This window comes from Microbacterium sp. ZW T5_45, from assembly GCF_044987415.1.
In the GTDB taxonomy this organism is placed as follows: domain Bacteria; phylum Actinomycetota; class Actinomycetes; order Actinomycetales; family Microbacteriaceae; genus Microbacterium.
Genome location: NZ_JBJDRJ010000009.1, coordinates 58,774 through 73,351, shown reverse-complemented (window position 1 = coordinate 73,351; position 14,578 = coordinate 58,774). Strand labels below are relative to the sequence as shown.

Annotated in this window: 14 protein-coding genes and 1 tRNA gene; 9 read left to right on the top strand and 6 right to left on the bottom strand. The window is 69.4% G+C overall.

Features of this window, described 5'->3' with window-relative positions; translation table 11 throughout:
• Positions 1 to 31 precede the first annotated feature (31 nt).
• The gene (gene lysA, locus ACI3KS_RS06665; protein WP_404916482.1) at positions 32 to 1,450 is read right to left on the bottom strand and encodes a diaminopimelate decarboxylase; all 1,419 of its coding nucleotides are present in this window, start codon (positions 1,448 to 1,450) and stop codon (positions 32 to 34) included.
• 147 nt (positions 1,451 to 1,597) lie between these two features.
• On the opposite strand from lysA, the gene ACI3KS_RS06660 reads away from it, so the two are divergent.
• Entirely contained in the window at positions 1,598 to 2,647 is a 1,050-nt protein-coding gene (locus ACI3KS_RS06660) for a YihY/virulence factor BrkB family protein (RefSeq protein ID WP_404916480.1), read from the top strand.
• A gap of 7 nt (positions 2,648 to 2,654) precedes the next feature.
• Here the strand turns inward: ACI3KS_RS06660 and ACI3KS_RS06655 are convergent, their stop codons facing one another.
• Together ACI3KS_RS06655 and argS are read right to left on the bottom strand one after the other, a co-directional pair.
• A complete protein-coding gene (locus tag ACI3KS_RS06655) occupies positions 2,655 to 3,497 on the bottom strand; it encodes an LmeA family phospholipid-binding protein (RefSeq protein ID WP_404916478.1) in 843 nt (280 codons plus the stop codon).
• A gap of 48 nt (positions 3,498 to 3,545) precedes the next feature.
• Positions 3,546 to 5,210 (bottom strand): arginine--tRNA ligase, encoded by a 1,665-nt coding sequence (gene argS, locus ACI3KS_RS06650; protein ID WP_404916476.1) that lies wholly within the window; start codon positions 5,208 to 5,210, stop codon positions 3,546 to 3,548.
• A 71-nt stretch (positions 5,211 to 5,281) separates the two neighbouring features.
• Between argS and ACI3KS_RS06645 the strand changes: the two genes are divergently transcribed.
• Both ACI3KS_RS06645 and ACI3KS_RS06640 read left to right on the top strand, forming a co-directional pair.
• A complete protein-coding gene (locus ACI3KS_RS06645; protein WP_404916474.1) occupies positions 5,282 to 6,082 on the top strand; it encodes an SGNH/GDSL hydrolase family protein in 801 nt (266 codons plus the stop codon).
• A gap of 16 nt (positions 6,083 to 6,098) precedes the next feature.
• Positions 6,099 to 6,171: transfer RNA gene (locus ACI3KS_RS06640), tRNA-Arg, on the top strand.
• A gap of 59 nt (positions 6,172 to 6,230) precedes the next feature.
• Here the strand turns inward: ACI3KS_RS06640 and ACI3KS_RS06635 are convergent.
• Positions 6,231 to 6,881, bottom strand: a complete 651-nt coding sequence (locus ACI3KS_RS06635) for a metal ABC transporter ATP-binding protein (protein WP_404916472.1) — start codon at positions 6,879 to 6,881, stop codon at positions 6,231 to 6,233.
• A gap of 55 nt (positions 6,882 to 6,936) precedes the next feature.
• On the opposite strand from ACI3KS_RS06635, the gene aztB reads away from it, so the two are divergent.
• From aztB to aztD, 4 genes are read left to right on the top strand one after another with little or no spacing between them, the layout of a single operon-like run.
• The gene (gene aztB, locus ACI3KS_RS06630) at positions 6,937 to 7,815 is read left to right on the top strand and encodes a zinc ABC transporter permease AztB (RefSeq protein ID WP_404916470.1); all 879 of its coding nucleotides are present in this window, start codon (positions 6,937 to 6,939) and stop codon (positions 7,813 to 7,815) included.
• A gap of 33 nt (positions 7,816 to 7,848) precedes the next feature.
• Positions 7,849 to 9,066, top strand: coding sequence for an ABC transporter (locus ACI3KS_RS06625; RefSeq protein ID WP_404916468.1), 1,218 nt, complete (start codon positions 7,849 to 7,851; stop codon positions 9,064 to 9,066).
• A gap of 1 nt (position 9,067) precedes the next feature.
• Positions 9,068 to 9,976 carry a zinc ABC transporter substrate-binding protein AztC gene (gene aztC, locus ACI3KS_RS06620; protein ID WP_404916466.1) on the top strand — a complete coding sequence of 303 codons (909 nt, stop codon included), beginning with the start codon at positions 9,068 to 9,070 and terminating at the stop codon, positions 9,974 to 9,976.
• A 29-nt stretch (positions 9,977 to 10,005) separates the two neighbouring features.
• A complete protein-coding gene (gene aztD / locus ACI3KS_RS06615) occupies positions 10,006 to 11,208 on the top strand; it encodes a zinc metallochaperone AztD (protein WP_404916464.1) in 1,203 nt (400 codons plus the stop codon).
• A gap of 69 nt (positions 11,209 to 11,277) precedes the next feature.
• Here aztD and ACI3KS_RS06610 read toward each other — a convergent pair whose 3' ends face one another.
• Positions 11,278 to 12,069, bottom strand: coding sequence for an SDR family NAD(P)-dependent oxidoreductase (locus tag ACI3KS_RS06610; RefSeq protein ID WP_404916462.1), 792 nt, complete (start codon positions 12,067 to 12,069; stop codon positions 11,278 to 11,280).
• Positions 12,070 to 12,197: 128 nt separating this feature from the next.
• On the opposite strand from ACI3KS_RS06610, the gene ACI3KS_RS06605 reads away from it, so the two are divergent.
• On the top strand, positions 12,198 to 12,686 hold the full coding sequence (locus ACI3KS_RS06605) for a MarR family winged helix-turn-helix transcriptional regulator (RefSeq protein WP_404916460.1): 489 nt from the start codon (positions 12,198 to 12,200) through the stop codon (positions 12,684 to 12,686).
• Positions 12,687 to 12,702: 16 nt separating this feature from the next.
• Here ACI3KS_RS06605 and ACI3KS_RS06600 read toward each other — a convergent pair whose 3' ends face one another.
• Positions 12,703 to 13,626 (bottom strand): DMT family transporter, encoded by a 924-nt coding sequence (locus tag ACI3KS_RS06600; RefSeq protein WP_404916458.1) that lies wholly within the window; start codon positions 13,624 to 13,626, stop codon positions 12,703 to 12,705.
• Positions 13,627 to 13,724: 98 nt separating this feature from the next.
• On the opposite strand from ACI3KS_RS06600, the gene ACI3KS_RS06595 reads away from it, so the two are divergent.
• On the top strand, positions 13,725 to 14,561 hold the full coding sequence (locus ACI3KS_RS06595) for a LysR family transcriptional regulator (protein ID WP_404916456.1): 837 nt from the start codon (positions 13,725 to 13,727) through the stop codon (positions 14,559 to 14,561).
• The last annotated feature ends 17 nt before the right edge of the window (positions 14,562 to 14,578 follow it).

The window sequence follows — 14,578 nt, the reverse complement described above, 5'->3', positions numbered from 1 at the left end:
CGGTGAAGCTGATCCGCCTGCGGCGGATCGGTCAGCGTTCGGCGGTGACGACGGAAGCCGGGACGATCCCGGCATCCCGTGCCAACACGTCGGCGATCGTCTCGCCGCGGACGATGACCTGTGCCCGGCCGTCGCGGATCGCGACGACCGGCGGACGGGGTACGTGGTTGTAGTTGCTCGCGAGCGGGGCGCAATACGCACCGGTCACCGGAACCGCGAGCAGATCGCCGGGGACGAGATCCTCGGGGAGGTACTCGTGGTCGACGACGATGTCTCCGGATTCGCAGTGCTTGCCGACGACGCGGCTGAGCTGCGGTGCGCCGATGCCGGTGCGCGAAGCGAGTCGCGCCGAGTACTGCGCGCCGTAGAGCGCCGGCCGCGCGTTGTCGCTCATGCCGCCGTCGACGCTCACGTAGCGGCGCACAGCCCCCGACTCGAGCACGACGTCCTTGGTGGTGCCGACCTCGTAGAGCGTGACCCCGGCAGTGCCGATGATCGCGCGACCGGGTTCGAAGGCGAGTGCCGGAACGTCGATGCCGCGCGCCGCGCAGCCCTCGGCAACGGCGGAGACGATCTCGCCGGCGAGTGTCTGGATCGGCGTCGGGTCGTCGACACGCGTGTAGGCGATGCCGAATCCGCCTCCGAGGTTGAGCTGCGGTACGGGGCCGCCCTCGAGGAGCTCGGCGTGCAGCTCGAGAAGACGGGAGGCGGACTCGCGGAATCCGGCGACCCCGAAGATCTGCGAGCCGATGTGGCAGTGCAGGCCGGCGAGCTCGAGGCCGGGGATCTCCCGGATGCGGGCCACGGCGGCCGCCGCGTCCTCGAGCGGGAAGCCGAACTTCTGGTCCTCGTGCGCCGTAGCGAGGAAGTCGTGGGTCTCGGCGTGCACACCGCTGATCGCTCGGACGAAGACGCGCTGCGTCGCATCCAGCCGGGCAGTGATGGCGGCGAGCCGCTCGATCTCGATCGCACTGTCGACGATGATCGATCCGACGCCGACCTCGACGGCGCGCTCGAGCTCGGCGGTGGACTTGTTGTTCCCGTGGAAGCCGATCGACGCGGGAGCGACTCCTGCCGCGAGCGCGACCTCGAGCTCTCCACCGGTGCAGACGTCGACCCTGAGCCCCTCGTCGACGACCCAGCGCGCCACAGTGGTGCTGAGGAACGCCTTGCCGGCGTAGTAGACCTGCGCGGTCGTGCCGTTCTCAGCGGCGGCTGCGTCGAACGATTCGCGGAACGTCCTGGCCCTGGTGCGCACCTCGTCCTCGTCGAGGACGAGGAGCGGGGTGCCGAAGGTCTGCGCGAGGGAGGGTGCGCTCACGCCAGCGATCACGAGGGCGCCGTCGGCGTCCCTCCGAGCGGAGGCCGGCCAGACCGCGGTGACGAGGTCGTTCACATCCTCGGGGACGACGAGCCAGTCGGGAGCGAGCGAGTCGGCAGCGGAATGCACGGAGAACCAATCATGGGGAGGGAACGCGCATGCGGGGCGCGGTTCGAGCTGACCCGATTCTAGGGCACCGCCACTTGCGGCTTGGTCAGGGTGACGCGCCGCGTCAATCCCCTGTGGCTCCCCTCCATCGGCTCATAGGGTGGCGGCATGAGCACCCCCATGCAGACGAGCGCTCCCGCCACCCCCGGTCCGATCCCCCGTGCGATCGCCGCGGCGATCCGCTGGGCGTTGACTCTCAGGCCGGTGCGGGCGTATCTGCTCTACAGCGAGCGCCGAGGGCCCATGCTCGCGGACAGCATCACGTACCGCGCGCTGTTCAGCGTGTTCGCCGGGCTCCTGCTCGGATTCTCGGTCGCCGGCCTCTGGCTCTCGGGCAACCCCGACGCCTGGCGTGCGCTGATCGACGCGGTGCAGTCCGCCGTGCCGGGCCTGATCGGCGCGGACGGCGTGGTCGACGCGGACGAACTGCGCGCCCCCGTGGCGTTCTCGGTCACCGGCATCGTGTCGCTCCTGGCGCTGGCGGGTGCCGCCCTGGGAGCGATCGGGTCGCTGCGCACCGCGGTGCGCCTCATCGCCGGAACCGCGCACGACGATCTGCTGTGGATCTGGGTGCTGCTGCGGAACCTGCTGCTGGCGGTGGGGATCGGCGCCGCGTTCATCGCATCCGCGCTGATCAGCATCGCCGGCAACGTGGGCATCTCGTGGCTCGCCGACATCCTCGGGTTCGACGAGGATGCTGCGGCGCTCGGCATCCGTGGACTGTCGCTCCTCGTCGTGTTCGCCCTCGACGCGCTGCTGCTCGTCGGCGTGTTCCGGCTCCTGTCGGGCCTGCGCGTCTCGGGGCGGTCGCTGTGGACGGGTGCGCTGATCGGCGGGGTCGGTCTGCTGGCTCTGCAGGAGCTGTCGGCGCTGTTCGTCGGCGGGGCCTCGAACAACCCGCTGCTGGCGTCGTTCGCATCGCTGCTGGCTCTGCTCATCTGGCTGAACCTGTCGGCGCAGGTGATGCTGCTCACCTGCGCCTACATCGTCACCTCGCACGAGGAGGAACAGGATCGGGTCGGCGCGCGCTTCGGAGCATCCACGTTCCCGCAGCGCCGGGTGCAGCGGGCCGAGGTCGATGTTCGCATCGCGACATCGGAGCTCCGCGCGGCGCAGCAGGCGCTGCACGAGGCGGATGGTCCGGACGCGGACCGCTGAGCCGGGGTCACTCCTGCGCGCAGCTGCCCGGCTGCTGGAGGGCCTCGTCGCTGACGATCCCGCCGTCGACGTCCACATCGATGACCGCTGCAGTGCCGTCGATCTCGAGGCCCGTGAGCGTGAGGCCCGCAGGAAGCTGATCCGCGATGCAGATCGTCTGCGTCCGGGTGAGCTCTCCACCGAAGGAGCCGAGGGTCGACTGCACCTGATCCGCGTCGACGGCGAGTCCGCCGATCGTGATCGACCGCGGGGTCAGTTGCAGATCCCCGTCGGAGACACCAGGCGTCACGGTGACGGAGACCGGGAGGTTCATGCCGAGCACCTGCACCTCCCCACTGATGGTCGCATCCGGTGCGTCGAAGGACACGTCATCACCCGGGATCTCCGAGCCCTCGAGCAACTGCGTGAACTGCGTCTCGTCGATGCGGATGGTGCCCGAGGCCGCGTCGAGCGTGCTTCCGTCGAGCGCGACTCCGGTCGCCGTGACGTCGACCGCTCCGGTGACGCCCTGCCAGGTGAGGGAGTCGGTCGAGAGGTGCAGAGCATCCAGGCGCCCGCCGAGCAGCTGCGGGAGGAGGAGGCCACCGGCGTCGACCTCCAACTGCTGGTCTGCAGGCAGGTCGAGCTGCTCGATGACGATTGAGCGGACGGCGCCGGGCAGGATCGCCCGAGCGAGGAACTCCGCGGCCACGGCGAGCACGGCGAGCACGACGACGATGATCAGCAGCACCCACGGCCAGCGGCGTCGACGTGCCGGCGGCTGCTGCGCGATGCCGTCGCCGGGCAGCACGAGAGTGGGATGCTCGCCGCGGGACGCGGGGTACGGCAGCGTGGGGTTCTCGTCGCTCATGAGCCCATCCTGCCGCACCCGTCGTTCACATCCCTTCGGGTGCGCGCCTCACATCCGTTCCGGTGCCGACACGCCGAGCAGCTCGAGGCCGTTGCGGAAGACCTGACCGGCGGCGTCGTTCAGCCACAGACGGGTGCGGTGCACGCTCTCGATCGGGTCGTCGCCCTGCGGGATCACGCGGCAGTTGTCGTACCAGCGGTGGTAGAGCCCGGCCAGCTCTTCGAGGTATCGGGCGACGCGGTGCGGCTCGCGCACCTCGGCCGCGAAGCCGACGATGCGGGGGAACTCCTGCAGCGCGCCGAGGAGTGCGGCCTCGGTCTCGTGCGTGAGCGTCTCCGGGGCGAACTCCGAGCGATCGACACCGGAGTCGGCAGCGTTGCGGCCCACATTGTGGGTGCGGGCATGCGCGTACTGCACGTAGAACACGGGGTTGTCGTTCGTGCGCTTCTGCAGCAGCTCGGGATCGAGATCGAGAGGCGAATCCGCGGGCGAGCGCTCGAGGGCGTAACGCAACGCATCGGTGCCGATCCAGGCCTGAAGGTCGTCCATCTCGATGATGTTGCCCGCACGCTTGCTCAGTCGCGCACCGCGGATCGAGACGAGCTGGCCGATGAGCACCTGGATGTTCTTCTCCGGGTCGTCGCCCGCGGCGCCCGCGACGGCCTTGAGACGGTGCACATAGCCGTGGTGGTCGGCGCCGAGCAGATAGATCTTGTTCTCGAAGCCGCGGTCGCCCTTGTTGAGGTAGTACGCGGCATCCGCGGCGAAGTACGTGTACTCGCCGTTGGAACGGCGGATGACCCTGTCCTTGTCGTCGCCGAAGTCGGTCGTGCGCACCCACACGGCGCCGTCGAGGTCGTAGACGTGACCCTGCTCGCGCAGGCGATCGACGGCCTGGTCGATCAGGCTCGTGCCGTTCTCGCCCTTCGCGTGCAGCGTGCGCTCCGAGAACCAGATGTCGAAGGGGACGTTGAAACGGCCGAGCGAGGACTTGATCTCCTCGAGCTGGAGTCCGTACGCGAGGTCCATCGCGACCGCGGACTGCTCGTCGCCTGCGAGGTCGAGCAGGTCGGGACGGGCCTCGAGCACGCGACCGGCGAGCGTCGTGATATATTCCCCCGGATATCCGCCCTCGGGGGTCGGCTCGCCCTTCGCCGCAGCGAGGATCGACTGTGCGAAGCGGTCCATCTGCGCGCCGGCGTCATTGATGTAGTACTCGCGCACGGCGTTCGCGCCGCTCGCCAGCAGCAGGCGGACGATCGAGTCGCCCAGCGCCGCCCAGCGGGTGTGGCCGATGTGGAGCGGTCCTGTGGGGTTCGCCGAGACGAACTCGACGTTGACGCTGACGCCCTGCTGCGAGTCGTTGTGTCCGTACGCGGAGCCGGCCTCGACGATGACCTTCGCAAGCGCACCGGCGGCCGCCGCGTCCAGGCGGATGTTGATGAAGCCGGGGCCCGCGACCTCGGTGCTCGCCACACCATCGACGGCGGCGAGGCCATCGGCGATCTGCTGGGCGAGCTCGCGCGGGCTGGTGCCGAGCTGCTTCGCCAGTCGCATCGCGATGTTCGAGGCCCAGTCGCCGTGGTCCCGGTTGCGCGGACGCTCGAGGACGATGTCGGATGCCGTCAGCGCGATCGGGTCGCCGGGGCGTCGCGCCTCGACGATCGGTGCGAGGACGTCGATGAGCGCGGTGGCGAGCGTTTCAGGGTTCATAGACTGCCCAGTTTACGGCGCGGCGCATCGATCGAATTTGCGACCGGCATCGCGTGATCTACAGTCATGCCATGATCCACGCCGCATCCCGCCGTCGACGTCGCCGCGCGGGACTCGCGATCGGGCTGGTCGTGACCCTCGCCGCCGTCGTTCTCGGCGTGTGGAGACCATGGTCATCCGCTCCCTCGGCCGCCCCCGTGGTGGCCGCCGGCACGACCGTGACGATCGACCCGTCGCCGCTCGTCCTGCCCGAGCATCCGACCGTGCTCGTCTTCGGTGATTCCTGGACGTACGGCTCGGCCGCGAACGTCCCCACCGAGGGCTATGCCTACGTGCTCGCCGATCTGCTCGACGGCACGACGATCGTGAACGGCGTGCGCGGCAGCGGCTATCTCAAGCCCGGACTCGACGGTCCCGCCTTCGGCGAGCGCATCGCGGCACTCGACCCCACGCTGAGCCCCGACCTCGTGATCCTCCAGGGGTCGATCAACGACCGCGAGCAGGGCGAGGCGGGTTACCGTGATGCGGTGAACGCCGCGTGGGACCGGATGGCCGCGACCTTCCCGGATGCGCAGATCCTGATCCTCGGGCCGGCACCGCACGAGCTTCCCGCCGCCGCGGGCACGGTGCGGATCGACCATGACCTCGCGCAGTTGGCCGGTGCCCGCGGCTGGTGGTACATCTCGCCGCTCGCCGAGGACTGGATCACGGAGGCGAATTATCTGGATGTGATCGACGTCGAGGTGGGCCGCAGGCATCCGTCCACTGCGGGGCACCGATATCTGGCGGAACGGCTGGCGGCCGACCTCGCGGATCTCGCCGCCGCGCCGGTGACCGAGGCTGGTGCGTCTTCGGAGACCTCCGAGCAGTGATATCGTCGTTCGGTACGCCTCCGTAGCTCAGTGGATAGAGCGCCGGTTTCCGGTACCGTAGGTCGCAGGTTCGACTCCTGTCGGGGGCACACGATCACGAAGACCCCGCCCATCCGGGCGGGGTCTTCTCGCGTCTGCGCGCTCGCTTTCACTCGCGAACGACCCGCCCGCCTTCGAGTCGCACGACGCGATCTGCATCCTCGATCACGGCCTCATCGTGCGAGACGCACACGAGCGCGACGCCCCGCGACCGCTCCTCGGACATCACGGCGCGGATCCGTCCGCTGCTCTCGGTGTCGAGGCCGGTGGTGGGCTCGTCGAGCAACAGGATGTCGGCACCGCGAGCCAGCCCCTGAGCGAGCAGCGCTCTCTGCTGTTGCCCGCCCGACAGCGTGGAGAACGGCGCACCCGCGAGCGCGCTGATCTCGAGGCGTGCCAGCGCCGTCGCGACCCGCTCGCGGGACTCGGCATCCGCACGCCGCCACATGCCGTGACGCGCCCCGGCGCCGACGCCGACCACGTCTCCGGCGGTGACCGGGAGCGTCGCCGGTATCGCCGCGCGCTGCGGAACGAACGCCACCGCTCCCTCGACCCGACGCCGCCCGGTCCACCCGTTCCGCACCCCCGCGACGATCTCGAGCAGCGACGACTTGCCCGAGCCGTTGGGTCCGACGACCACCGTCAGCGCTCCCGGATCGGCGTGCAGGTCGATGCCCGACAGGACCGTGACCTCGCCGTAGGCCAGACGGATACCGGATAGTCGGACGGAGGGAGCCGTCCCGACGGACAGGGAGTTCATGTCTCCACCATACGAGTTTGATAATCATTCTCAAAAAGCCCTAGGCTCACTGAACGTGACCGACATCCCCTCCACCACGGCCCTCGAGCCGTTCGCCGTGGACTTCATGCAGCGCGGGCTGATCGGCGGCGCTCTCGTCGCCGTCCTGTGCGGCGTCGTGGGCACGTGGGTCGTGATCCGCGGCATGGCGTTCCTCGGCGAGGCGCTCGCACACGGCATGCTCCCGGGGGTCGCCCTCGCCACGGTTCTCGGCTTCCCCGTCCTCATCGGCGGCGCCCTCAGCGCGGTCGCGATGAGCGTGGGAATCGGCGCACTGCAGCGGCGCGCGAAGCTGTCGTACGACACCAGCATCGGTCTTCTCTTCGTCTCGATGCTCGCGCTCGGGGTGATCATCATCTCCCACTCCGGAAGCTTCGCCACCGACGCCACCGCGATCCTCTTCGGCGACATCCTCGCGATCTCGGCGAGTGATCTGCTGCTGCTCGCGGGAGCCGCGGCGGTCGGACTCGGCGTGGCCACGCTCTTCCACCGGCCGTTCGTGGCTCTCGCTCTGGACGCACGCATCGCCCAGGTCCTCGGCCTGCGCCCCCGGCTCGCACAGGCCGCGCTCGTCGGGCTCGTCACCCTCGCGATCGTGGCCTCCTACCAGGCGGTCGGATCCATGCTCGTCGTGGGACTGCTGCTCGCGCCCGCTGTCGCTGCCGGCCACTGGACCTCGCGTATCCCTGCTCGGATGCTGCTCGCCGGCGCCTTCGGCATCATCGCAGTCGCGACCGGATTGCTCGCCTCCTGGTACGCAGCGACCGCGGCGGGAGCATCCGTCGCCGCATCGGCGGTCCTGCTCGCCCTCATGTCGTGGGCAGCGCGCGCCGCCGTCACCCGCCGCCGGACTCCCCCGGTGCCGACATCCGTCGTCCCTGCGCTCCCGCGCTGATCCGATCCCCCTTCTCCGACAGGAAAGACTGCTGTGCTCAGAAGAACCGCCGTATCCTCCGGCATCCGTGCCGCCACCCTCTTCGGCGTGCTCGCCGTCGGACTCACGTCCTGTGCGACTGAGGAGACGCCCGACACCGACGCCACCGGCCACGGCGCGATCGGCGGAGCGGAAGAGGTCGCCGAGCCGCAGCTCGGCCTCACCACGATCGATCCGACCGGAACCGTCGCGCACCTCGATCTGCTCGACGAGAGCGTCACCGAGCTGGGTGAGGTCTCCCCCGCACACAGCATGACGACGGACGGGCGCTATCTGTTCGCCGCCTCCGACACAGGAGTGCAGATCGTCGACAGCGGCGTGTGGACCTGGGACCACGTCGATCATTTCCACTACTACCGAGCCGAACCTCAGCTGCTCGGCACGGTCGATGGCGAAGGCGCGGCGACGATCGCGACGACGAACAGCTCCACCTCCGGCGGCACCGGCATCTCGTTCGCGGGCTCCGGCGATGCCGTGCTCCTCGACACCGAAGCCCTGTCCCGCGGCGAGATCCGCGAGCTGTTTCGCGTGGAGCGCGAACCGCACGCGGGCCTCGTCGTCCCGGTCGGCTCCTTCGCGCTGCTGACCGACGGCTCAGGCACGGTCACCGCCTACGACTCGAGCGGCGAGCCGACGGGGCCCGAGGAACCGTGCCCCGACCCCGCGGGCAGCATCACGACCCGGGTAGGGGCGGTGATCGGCTGCTCCGACGGCGCGCTGCTCGCCCACGTCGACGGTTCCGAGCTCGTCGTCGAGCGCATCCCCTACCCGGAGGATGCACCGGATGCTGCGGTGAGCGGCTTCGACAACCGCGAGGGCCGGCCGACCGTGGCCGGCCTCGCCGGACCGACCGATATCCGCCTTCTCGACACGCGTCAGCGCGCATGGACGCTGCTCACCGCGCCCGCGCCGCTCGCGCACGTGACAGCGGTCGATGACGATGACGATCATCTGCTCGCGCTCGCGCAGGACGGGCGGATCCTCGTGCTCGACGCCGCGACCGGATCCGTTCTCGCTGAGACGAGCCCTTTGGTCGCGGAGTCGCTCGCGGCCGGAGCCGCGCCGACGCTCATCGCCGACCAGCAGCGCGCCTACCTCAGCGCGCCGACCGAGAAGCTCCTCTACGAGATCGACTACGCCGACGATGCGCGCATCGCCCGCACGTTCGAGACCGCCACCGAACCGGCGTTCGCCGCCGAGACGGGACGCTGAGATGCGCAGCATCCGATTCCTCGCCTCCGCCGCACTCGCCCTCGGGGCGGCAAGCATGCTCACGGCCTGCAGCTCCCCCGTCGACGACCGCCCCCTCGTGGTGGTCTCGACGAACATCCTGGGCGACGTCGTCGACGAGCTCGTCGGTGGCGAGGTGCGGGTCGTGACGCTCATGAAGCCGAATGCCGACCCGCACTCCTTCGAGATCTCCGCGCAGGAGGCGGCGACTCTTCGCGACGCCGACCTGCTCGTCTCGAACGGTCTGGGGCTGGAAGAGGGGCTGCAGCAGCATCTGGATGCCGCCGATGCCCCCGCCTTCGTCGCCGGCGACGCGATCGACGTGCTCGACTACGCCGAAGGTGATGCCTCCGGCACGCCGGATCCGCATTTCTGGACGGATCCGACGCGAATGATCGACCTCGTCGATGCGCTCGGTCCGAGGTTGGCTGCGCTGGACGGCGTCGATCCGGATGCCGTCGCGCAGAGCACCTCTGCATACCGCGAGGAACTCGAGACGTTGGATGCGGAGATGTCCGACGCCTTCGCGGCGATCCCTGCGGAGAATCGTGCGCTGGTCACCAACCACCACGTCTTCGGCTACCTCGCAGACCGATACGACCTCACGATCGTGGGGGCCGTGATCCCCGGAGGAACCACACTCGCCGCCCCCTCAGCATCCGATCTCGCCGATCTCGTCGAGGCCGTCGACGAGACGGGGGTGACGGCCGTCTTCGCCGAGTCCTCCTCGCCGGACCGGCTCGTGCGGGCCCTGGCCGACGAGGCGGACGTGCATGTCGACGTGATCGAGCTCTTCACGGAGTCGCTCACGGATGACGACGGCGACGCCCCCGACTACCTGACCATGATGCGCGTCAACACCGAGCGCATCACCACAGGTCTCAGCCCCTGAGACCAGACCCTGAAAGAGAAGGACCCCCTATGAAGACCTCCCCCTTCCGCAGAGCGGTGCTCGGTGCAGCGGCGCTCGGCGCAGCCGCGACGCTCGCCTCGTGCGCGACGGCACCCGCCGCGCCGGCCTCGTCAAGCGACGCCTCCCCGTCCGAGGCCGGACCGCGGGTCGCGATCTCGTACGAGGGCGGCATCCTCGTGCTCGACGGCACGACGCTCGAGACCGTCGCCGACTTCGAGTCCGAACCGTTCACGCGGCTCAACCCCGCAGGCGACGACCGGCACGTCATGGTGACGATGAGTGAGGGCTTCCAGGTCCTCGACACGGCCGCCGGGACGACCGACGATGCCGCTCTGACCGACCTCGTGTTCGAGGCCGACACCCCGGGCCACGTCGTCCGTCACCACGGCAAGACGATCCTCTACGCCGACGGCACGAGCGACACGACCATCTTCGACACCGCCGATCTCACGGAATCCACGACGCTGCCCGTGGTCGAGACGATCGAGGGGGTCGAGGCGCACCATGGTGTGTCCGTGCTGCTCGAGGACGGCACATTCCTCACGACGGTGGGCAACGCCGACGGCCGCAACGGCATCGTCGTCACCGATGAGGACGGCACCGAGATCGCGAGCTCCGACCAGTGCCCAGGCGTGCACGGAGAGGGTACGGCGCAGGACGAGGCCGTCGTCTTCGGCTGCGAGGACGGCGCTCTCATCTATGCGGACGGAGAGATCACGAAGCTCGCCGCACCCGACCAGCCCTACGGCCGGATGGGCAACGCCTACGTGAGCGAGACCAGCCCGATCATCGTCGGCGACTACAAGAACGACCCGGATGCCGAGGGCTATCTGCTGAACGCCGTCACGCTGATCGACACCGCGGAGAAGTCCTACGAGGTCGTGCCGCTACCCGAGGGCGTCGAGTACACCTTCCGTGACGTCGCCCGCGGCCCCGGAGACCTCGCCTACATCCTCGCCGCCGATGGATCGATCCACGTCCTCGACCCCGAGACGGGCGAGATCACGGACGAGTACCCGGTCATCGAGCCGTGGGAGAGCCCGGTCGAGTGGCAGGACGCCCACCCCGCGATCGTCGTCGCAGGCGACATCGCCTACGTGACCGAGCCCGCATCGAACAGCGTGCACGCCGTCGATCTCACGACCGGTGAGGTGCTCGCGAGCACCGAGCTCGACGTCACTCCGAACGAGATCGCGCCGGCCGCCGGCTGATCCACCGATCCCGAAGGGGTGCGCGCGTATCGGCGCGCACACCCCTTCGGCATCCGTCACCCGGTGTGCTCACAGCATCGAGGTGAGCACACCGCCGTCGGCGCGCAGCGCGGCACCGTTCGTCGCCGACGCCCGAGCGCTCGCGAGATACACGACGAGATCCGCGACCTCCGACGGCTCGAGGAACCGCTCGATCAGGGTCGTGCTGTTCTGACCGATGATCGCTCGCTTCATCTCGTCAGCGGGCAGCGACCGCGCGTCGGCGACCGCAGCGACGCTCGCCGCCACTCCGTCCGAGAAGGTGGGCCCTCCCAGAACCGTGTTCACCGTGACATCCGTCCCACGCGTGAGCTTGGCGAGACCATTCCCCAGTGCGATCATCGCCGCCTTCGTCACACCGTAGTGCACCATGTCCGCGGGGACGTTCACCCCGGACTCGCTGCTGATGAACACCACGCGCCCCCAGCCGCGCTCGATCATCCCGCTGAGCAGAGCGCGCGACAGCCGTACCCCGCTCATGACGTTCACCTCGACGTAGCGCGCCCATTCCTCGTCGGAGAGCGAGGCGAACTCGGCCAGGCCGAAGAGCCCGACGTTGTTGACGAGGATGTCGACCTCTCCCAACGATGCGATGAGCGCTCGGACCTCATCCGGCTTCGCGAAGTCCGCCGCGACCGCCGACACCTCGGCGTCGGACTGTTCGGCGCGCAGTCGGGAGGCGGCGGCTTCCACACGCGTCGTGTCCCGACCGTTCAAGGTGACGCGCACCCCCTCCGCCGCCAGCGCGGACGCGATGGCGTAGCCGATCCCCTGTGTCGACCCGCTGATGAACGCCGTCCTGCCGTGAAGCCCCAGGTCCATGTCTTGTCTCCGTTCCGCGATGCCATCGCCATTTTCACTTGCTTGCGCAAGTAATTTTACGACCCGATCGCGTGCCTGAGCAAGTCAAGTCCCGATCGGCGCCGATGAGCGTGCCCTAGTCTGGAGAAATGCCAGAAGGCGATGCGCATCCACCGTTGCACCCCGAGGAACTGGAGATCTGGGTCGCCGTCGCGACCATGCTCGAGCGCCTTCCCGCTGCCCTCGACGCTCAACTCCAGCGCGACAGCGGACTGACGCACTTCGAGCATGGGCTGCTGTTCGCGTTGGACTCGGCTCCCGAGCGAAAGCTCCGCCTCAGCGTGCTCGCCGGATATGCGAACAGCACGCTCTCGCGACTGTCACGCGCGATCACCCGCCTGGAGAAGAAGGGGTGGGTGCGCCGTCTGCCCGACCCCGACGACGGGAGATTCACGCTCGGCATACTGACGGATGCCGGGCACGAGATCGTCCTCGCCTCGACACCGGCACATCACGCCCTCGTGCGCAGCCTGGTGTTCGAGAGCCTCTCCGCGGCGCAGGCCCGACAGCTCGGCGCGGCCAGCCGACGGATCTCCGCGGCGATCGGACCGGATCCGGGCTGGATGCCCCCGACCTGACAGCCCTCAGCGTCCGTCAGAGCCGAACATCGCTCGACACGGACTCGCGCTCGACGGTCGCGACGGATACCTGTGGTGAGCCGGTGCGCGCACGTCGCAGATCCCACAGGCACGCCGCGCATCCGAGGACGAGTGCGATGAGAATGCCCGCATCCAGCGGCTCATCGAGCAGCACCCAGGAGCCCACGGCGGCAAGCGCCGGAATCACCGCGAACATCATCGATGCCCTGCGCGGCCCGACGACCCGGACCGATGTCGCATACAGGGTCGTCCCCACCAGACCGACGAGCGCGACGATCACGAACAACGCCCAGGTGTGAGCCCCAGGATCCACCCGTCGCGGCACACTCAGCGCGAACACCGCGGCGAGCGGGAATGACGCCGTCACACCGATCGCGGTGAACGAGACCGGAGACACGTCCGAGAGCGCACGCGCCTGCCACACAGAGCCGATCGCCAGACCGAGCAGCGCCAGGACCACGGCGAGCGCCGCAGCCCCGAGCGACGGGTCCCTCGCGATGCGGGGCACGCACGCGAGGATCACAGCGATCGCACCGAGCACGACGGGCCCGTACGATCGCCAGGAGTCACGACGACGCTCCAGGATGCTGGTGAGCAGGGTCACCACGACCGGATTCATCGCGACGATCAGCGCAGTGACACCCGCGCCGACACCGTGGCTCATGGCCCAGTACGCACCGAGGAACTGCGCGCCCTGCACGAGAAGACCTGCACCGACCGCGTGCCACCACGCCCGCCCCTGCGGGAGGGAGGGGCGCACCAGCAGCACGACCAGCCACATCACGACAGCCGTGACGAGGAACCGCAGGGTGATCATGAGGAACGCACTCATGCTCTGCAGGGCCAGCGCACCGAGCGGGTAGTTGAGCGCATAGAGGACTGCGGTCGCGGCGAGGAGGAGCGGGGTGGGAGTTCGCATGGCTTCAGCATCCGATCCCCTCCGCTCGCGACGTCGGATCCATCAGGAATTGCAATGAATGCGCCTCGACGACGAGAAGGCGGTGAGGGGATGACGACATGCAGCGCCTCGACATCGACGCCCTCCGCAGCCTCGTCGCCGTGGCGGCCTTCGCCGGCGTCGGTCGAGCGGCGGCCGCCCTGCACGTTTCGCAGCCCACTGTCTCGGGACATCTCCGGCGCCTGGAGGCCGAGCTCGGCGTCGATCTGGTCGAGCGCATCGGCCGCGGCATCGCGCTCACCCCGGCCGGCGATGAGCTCACCCGGCACGCCCACCGCATCGTGGCGCTGCACGACGATGCCGTCGAGGCGGTGAGCGCCCAGACCGAGGACGATCTCGTGATCGCGGCCAGCGACCTGGCCACGACGCCGATGCTCGTGGCGGCCGCCGATGTGCTCCGCGCACATCACCCAGGGAGAAGGATCCGTCTGCGCACGCATCGCAGCGAGCACATCCGTGAACTGCTGCACAGACATCGGGTCGACGTGGCACTGACGTTCGCCGCAGGACTCCCCGGCGCGGAACGCGTCGCCGACATCGGCTTGACCTGGTACGGATCGTCGGCGCACTCGGCGACCCCCGCCTCGGACCTCGTGGTGTTCACGAAACCGTGCACGCTGCGATCCGTGATCCTCGATTCCGCCGTGGGGTCAGCGGGGACGATCCGCCGCGAGTGCCTGGATCTGCTCGGTGTCCTCGACGCCGTGCGCGCGGGGGTCGGCATCACCGCGCTCCCGCCCTCCTTCGCGAACGCCCCCGGCCTGCTCCCTCTGCCCGGTCTCGAACCGCCCTCATCGATGGAGTTGCGCATGGTGACTGGACCCCGGATCGGCGCCGCCCTGCACAGCGCCCTCTCTGCAGCACTGGCAGGCCGGGCCCCGCTGGTCGCGGCCTGAGGTCGACCTCGTGAGCA

Bases quoted from the DNA above. Each gene is read 5' to 3' on its own strand.
- ACI3KS_RS06660 (WP_404916480.1), top strand. From the start codon at position 1,598: ATGAGCACCCCCATGCAGACGAGCGCTCCCGCCACCCCCGGTCCGATC.
- ACI3KS_RS06655 (WP_404916478.1), bottom strand. From the start codon at position 3,497: ATGAGCGACGAGAACCCCACGCTGCCGTACCCCGCGTCCCGCGGCGAG.
- argS (WP_404916476.1), bottom strand. From the start codon at position 5,210: ATGAACCCTGAAACGCTCGCCACCGCGCTCATCGACGTCCTCGCACCG.
- ACI3KS_RS06645 (WP_404916474.1), top strand. From the start codon at position 5,282: ATGATCCACGCCGCATCCCGCCGTCGACGTCGCCGCGCGGGACTCGCG.
- ACI3KS_RS06635 (WP_404916472.1), bottom strand. From the start codon at position 6,881: ATGAACTCCCTGTCCGTCGGGACGGCTCCCTCCGTCCGACTATCCGGT.
- aztC (WP_404916466.1), top strand. From the start codon at position 9,068: ATGCGCAGCATCCGATTCCTCGCCTCCGCCGCACTCGCCCTCGGGGCG.
- aztD (WP_404916464.1), top strand. From the start codon at position 10,006: ATGAAGACCTCCCCCTTCCGCAGAGCGGTGCTCGGTGCAGCGGCGCTC.
- ACI3KS_RS06610 (WP_404916462.1), bottom strand. From the start codon at position 12,069: ATGGACCTGGGGCTTCACGGCAGGACGGCGTTCATCAGCGGGTCGACA.
- ACI3KS_RS06605 (WP_404916460.1), top strand. From the start codon at position 12,198: ATGCCAGAAGGCGATGCGCATCCACCGTTGCACCCCGAGGAACTGGAG.
- ACI3KS_RS06600 (WP_404916458.1), bottom strand. From the start codon at position 13,626: ATGCGAACTCCCACCCCGCTCCTCCTCGCCGCGACCGCAGTCCTCTAT.
- ACI3KS_RS06595 (WP_404916456.1), top strand. From the start codon at position 13,725: ATGCAGCGCCTCGACATCGACGCCCTCCGCAGCCTCGTCGCCGTGGCG.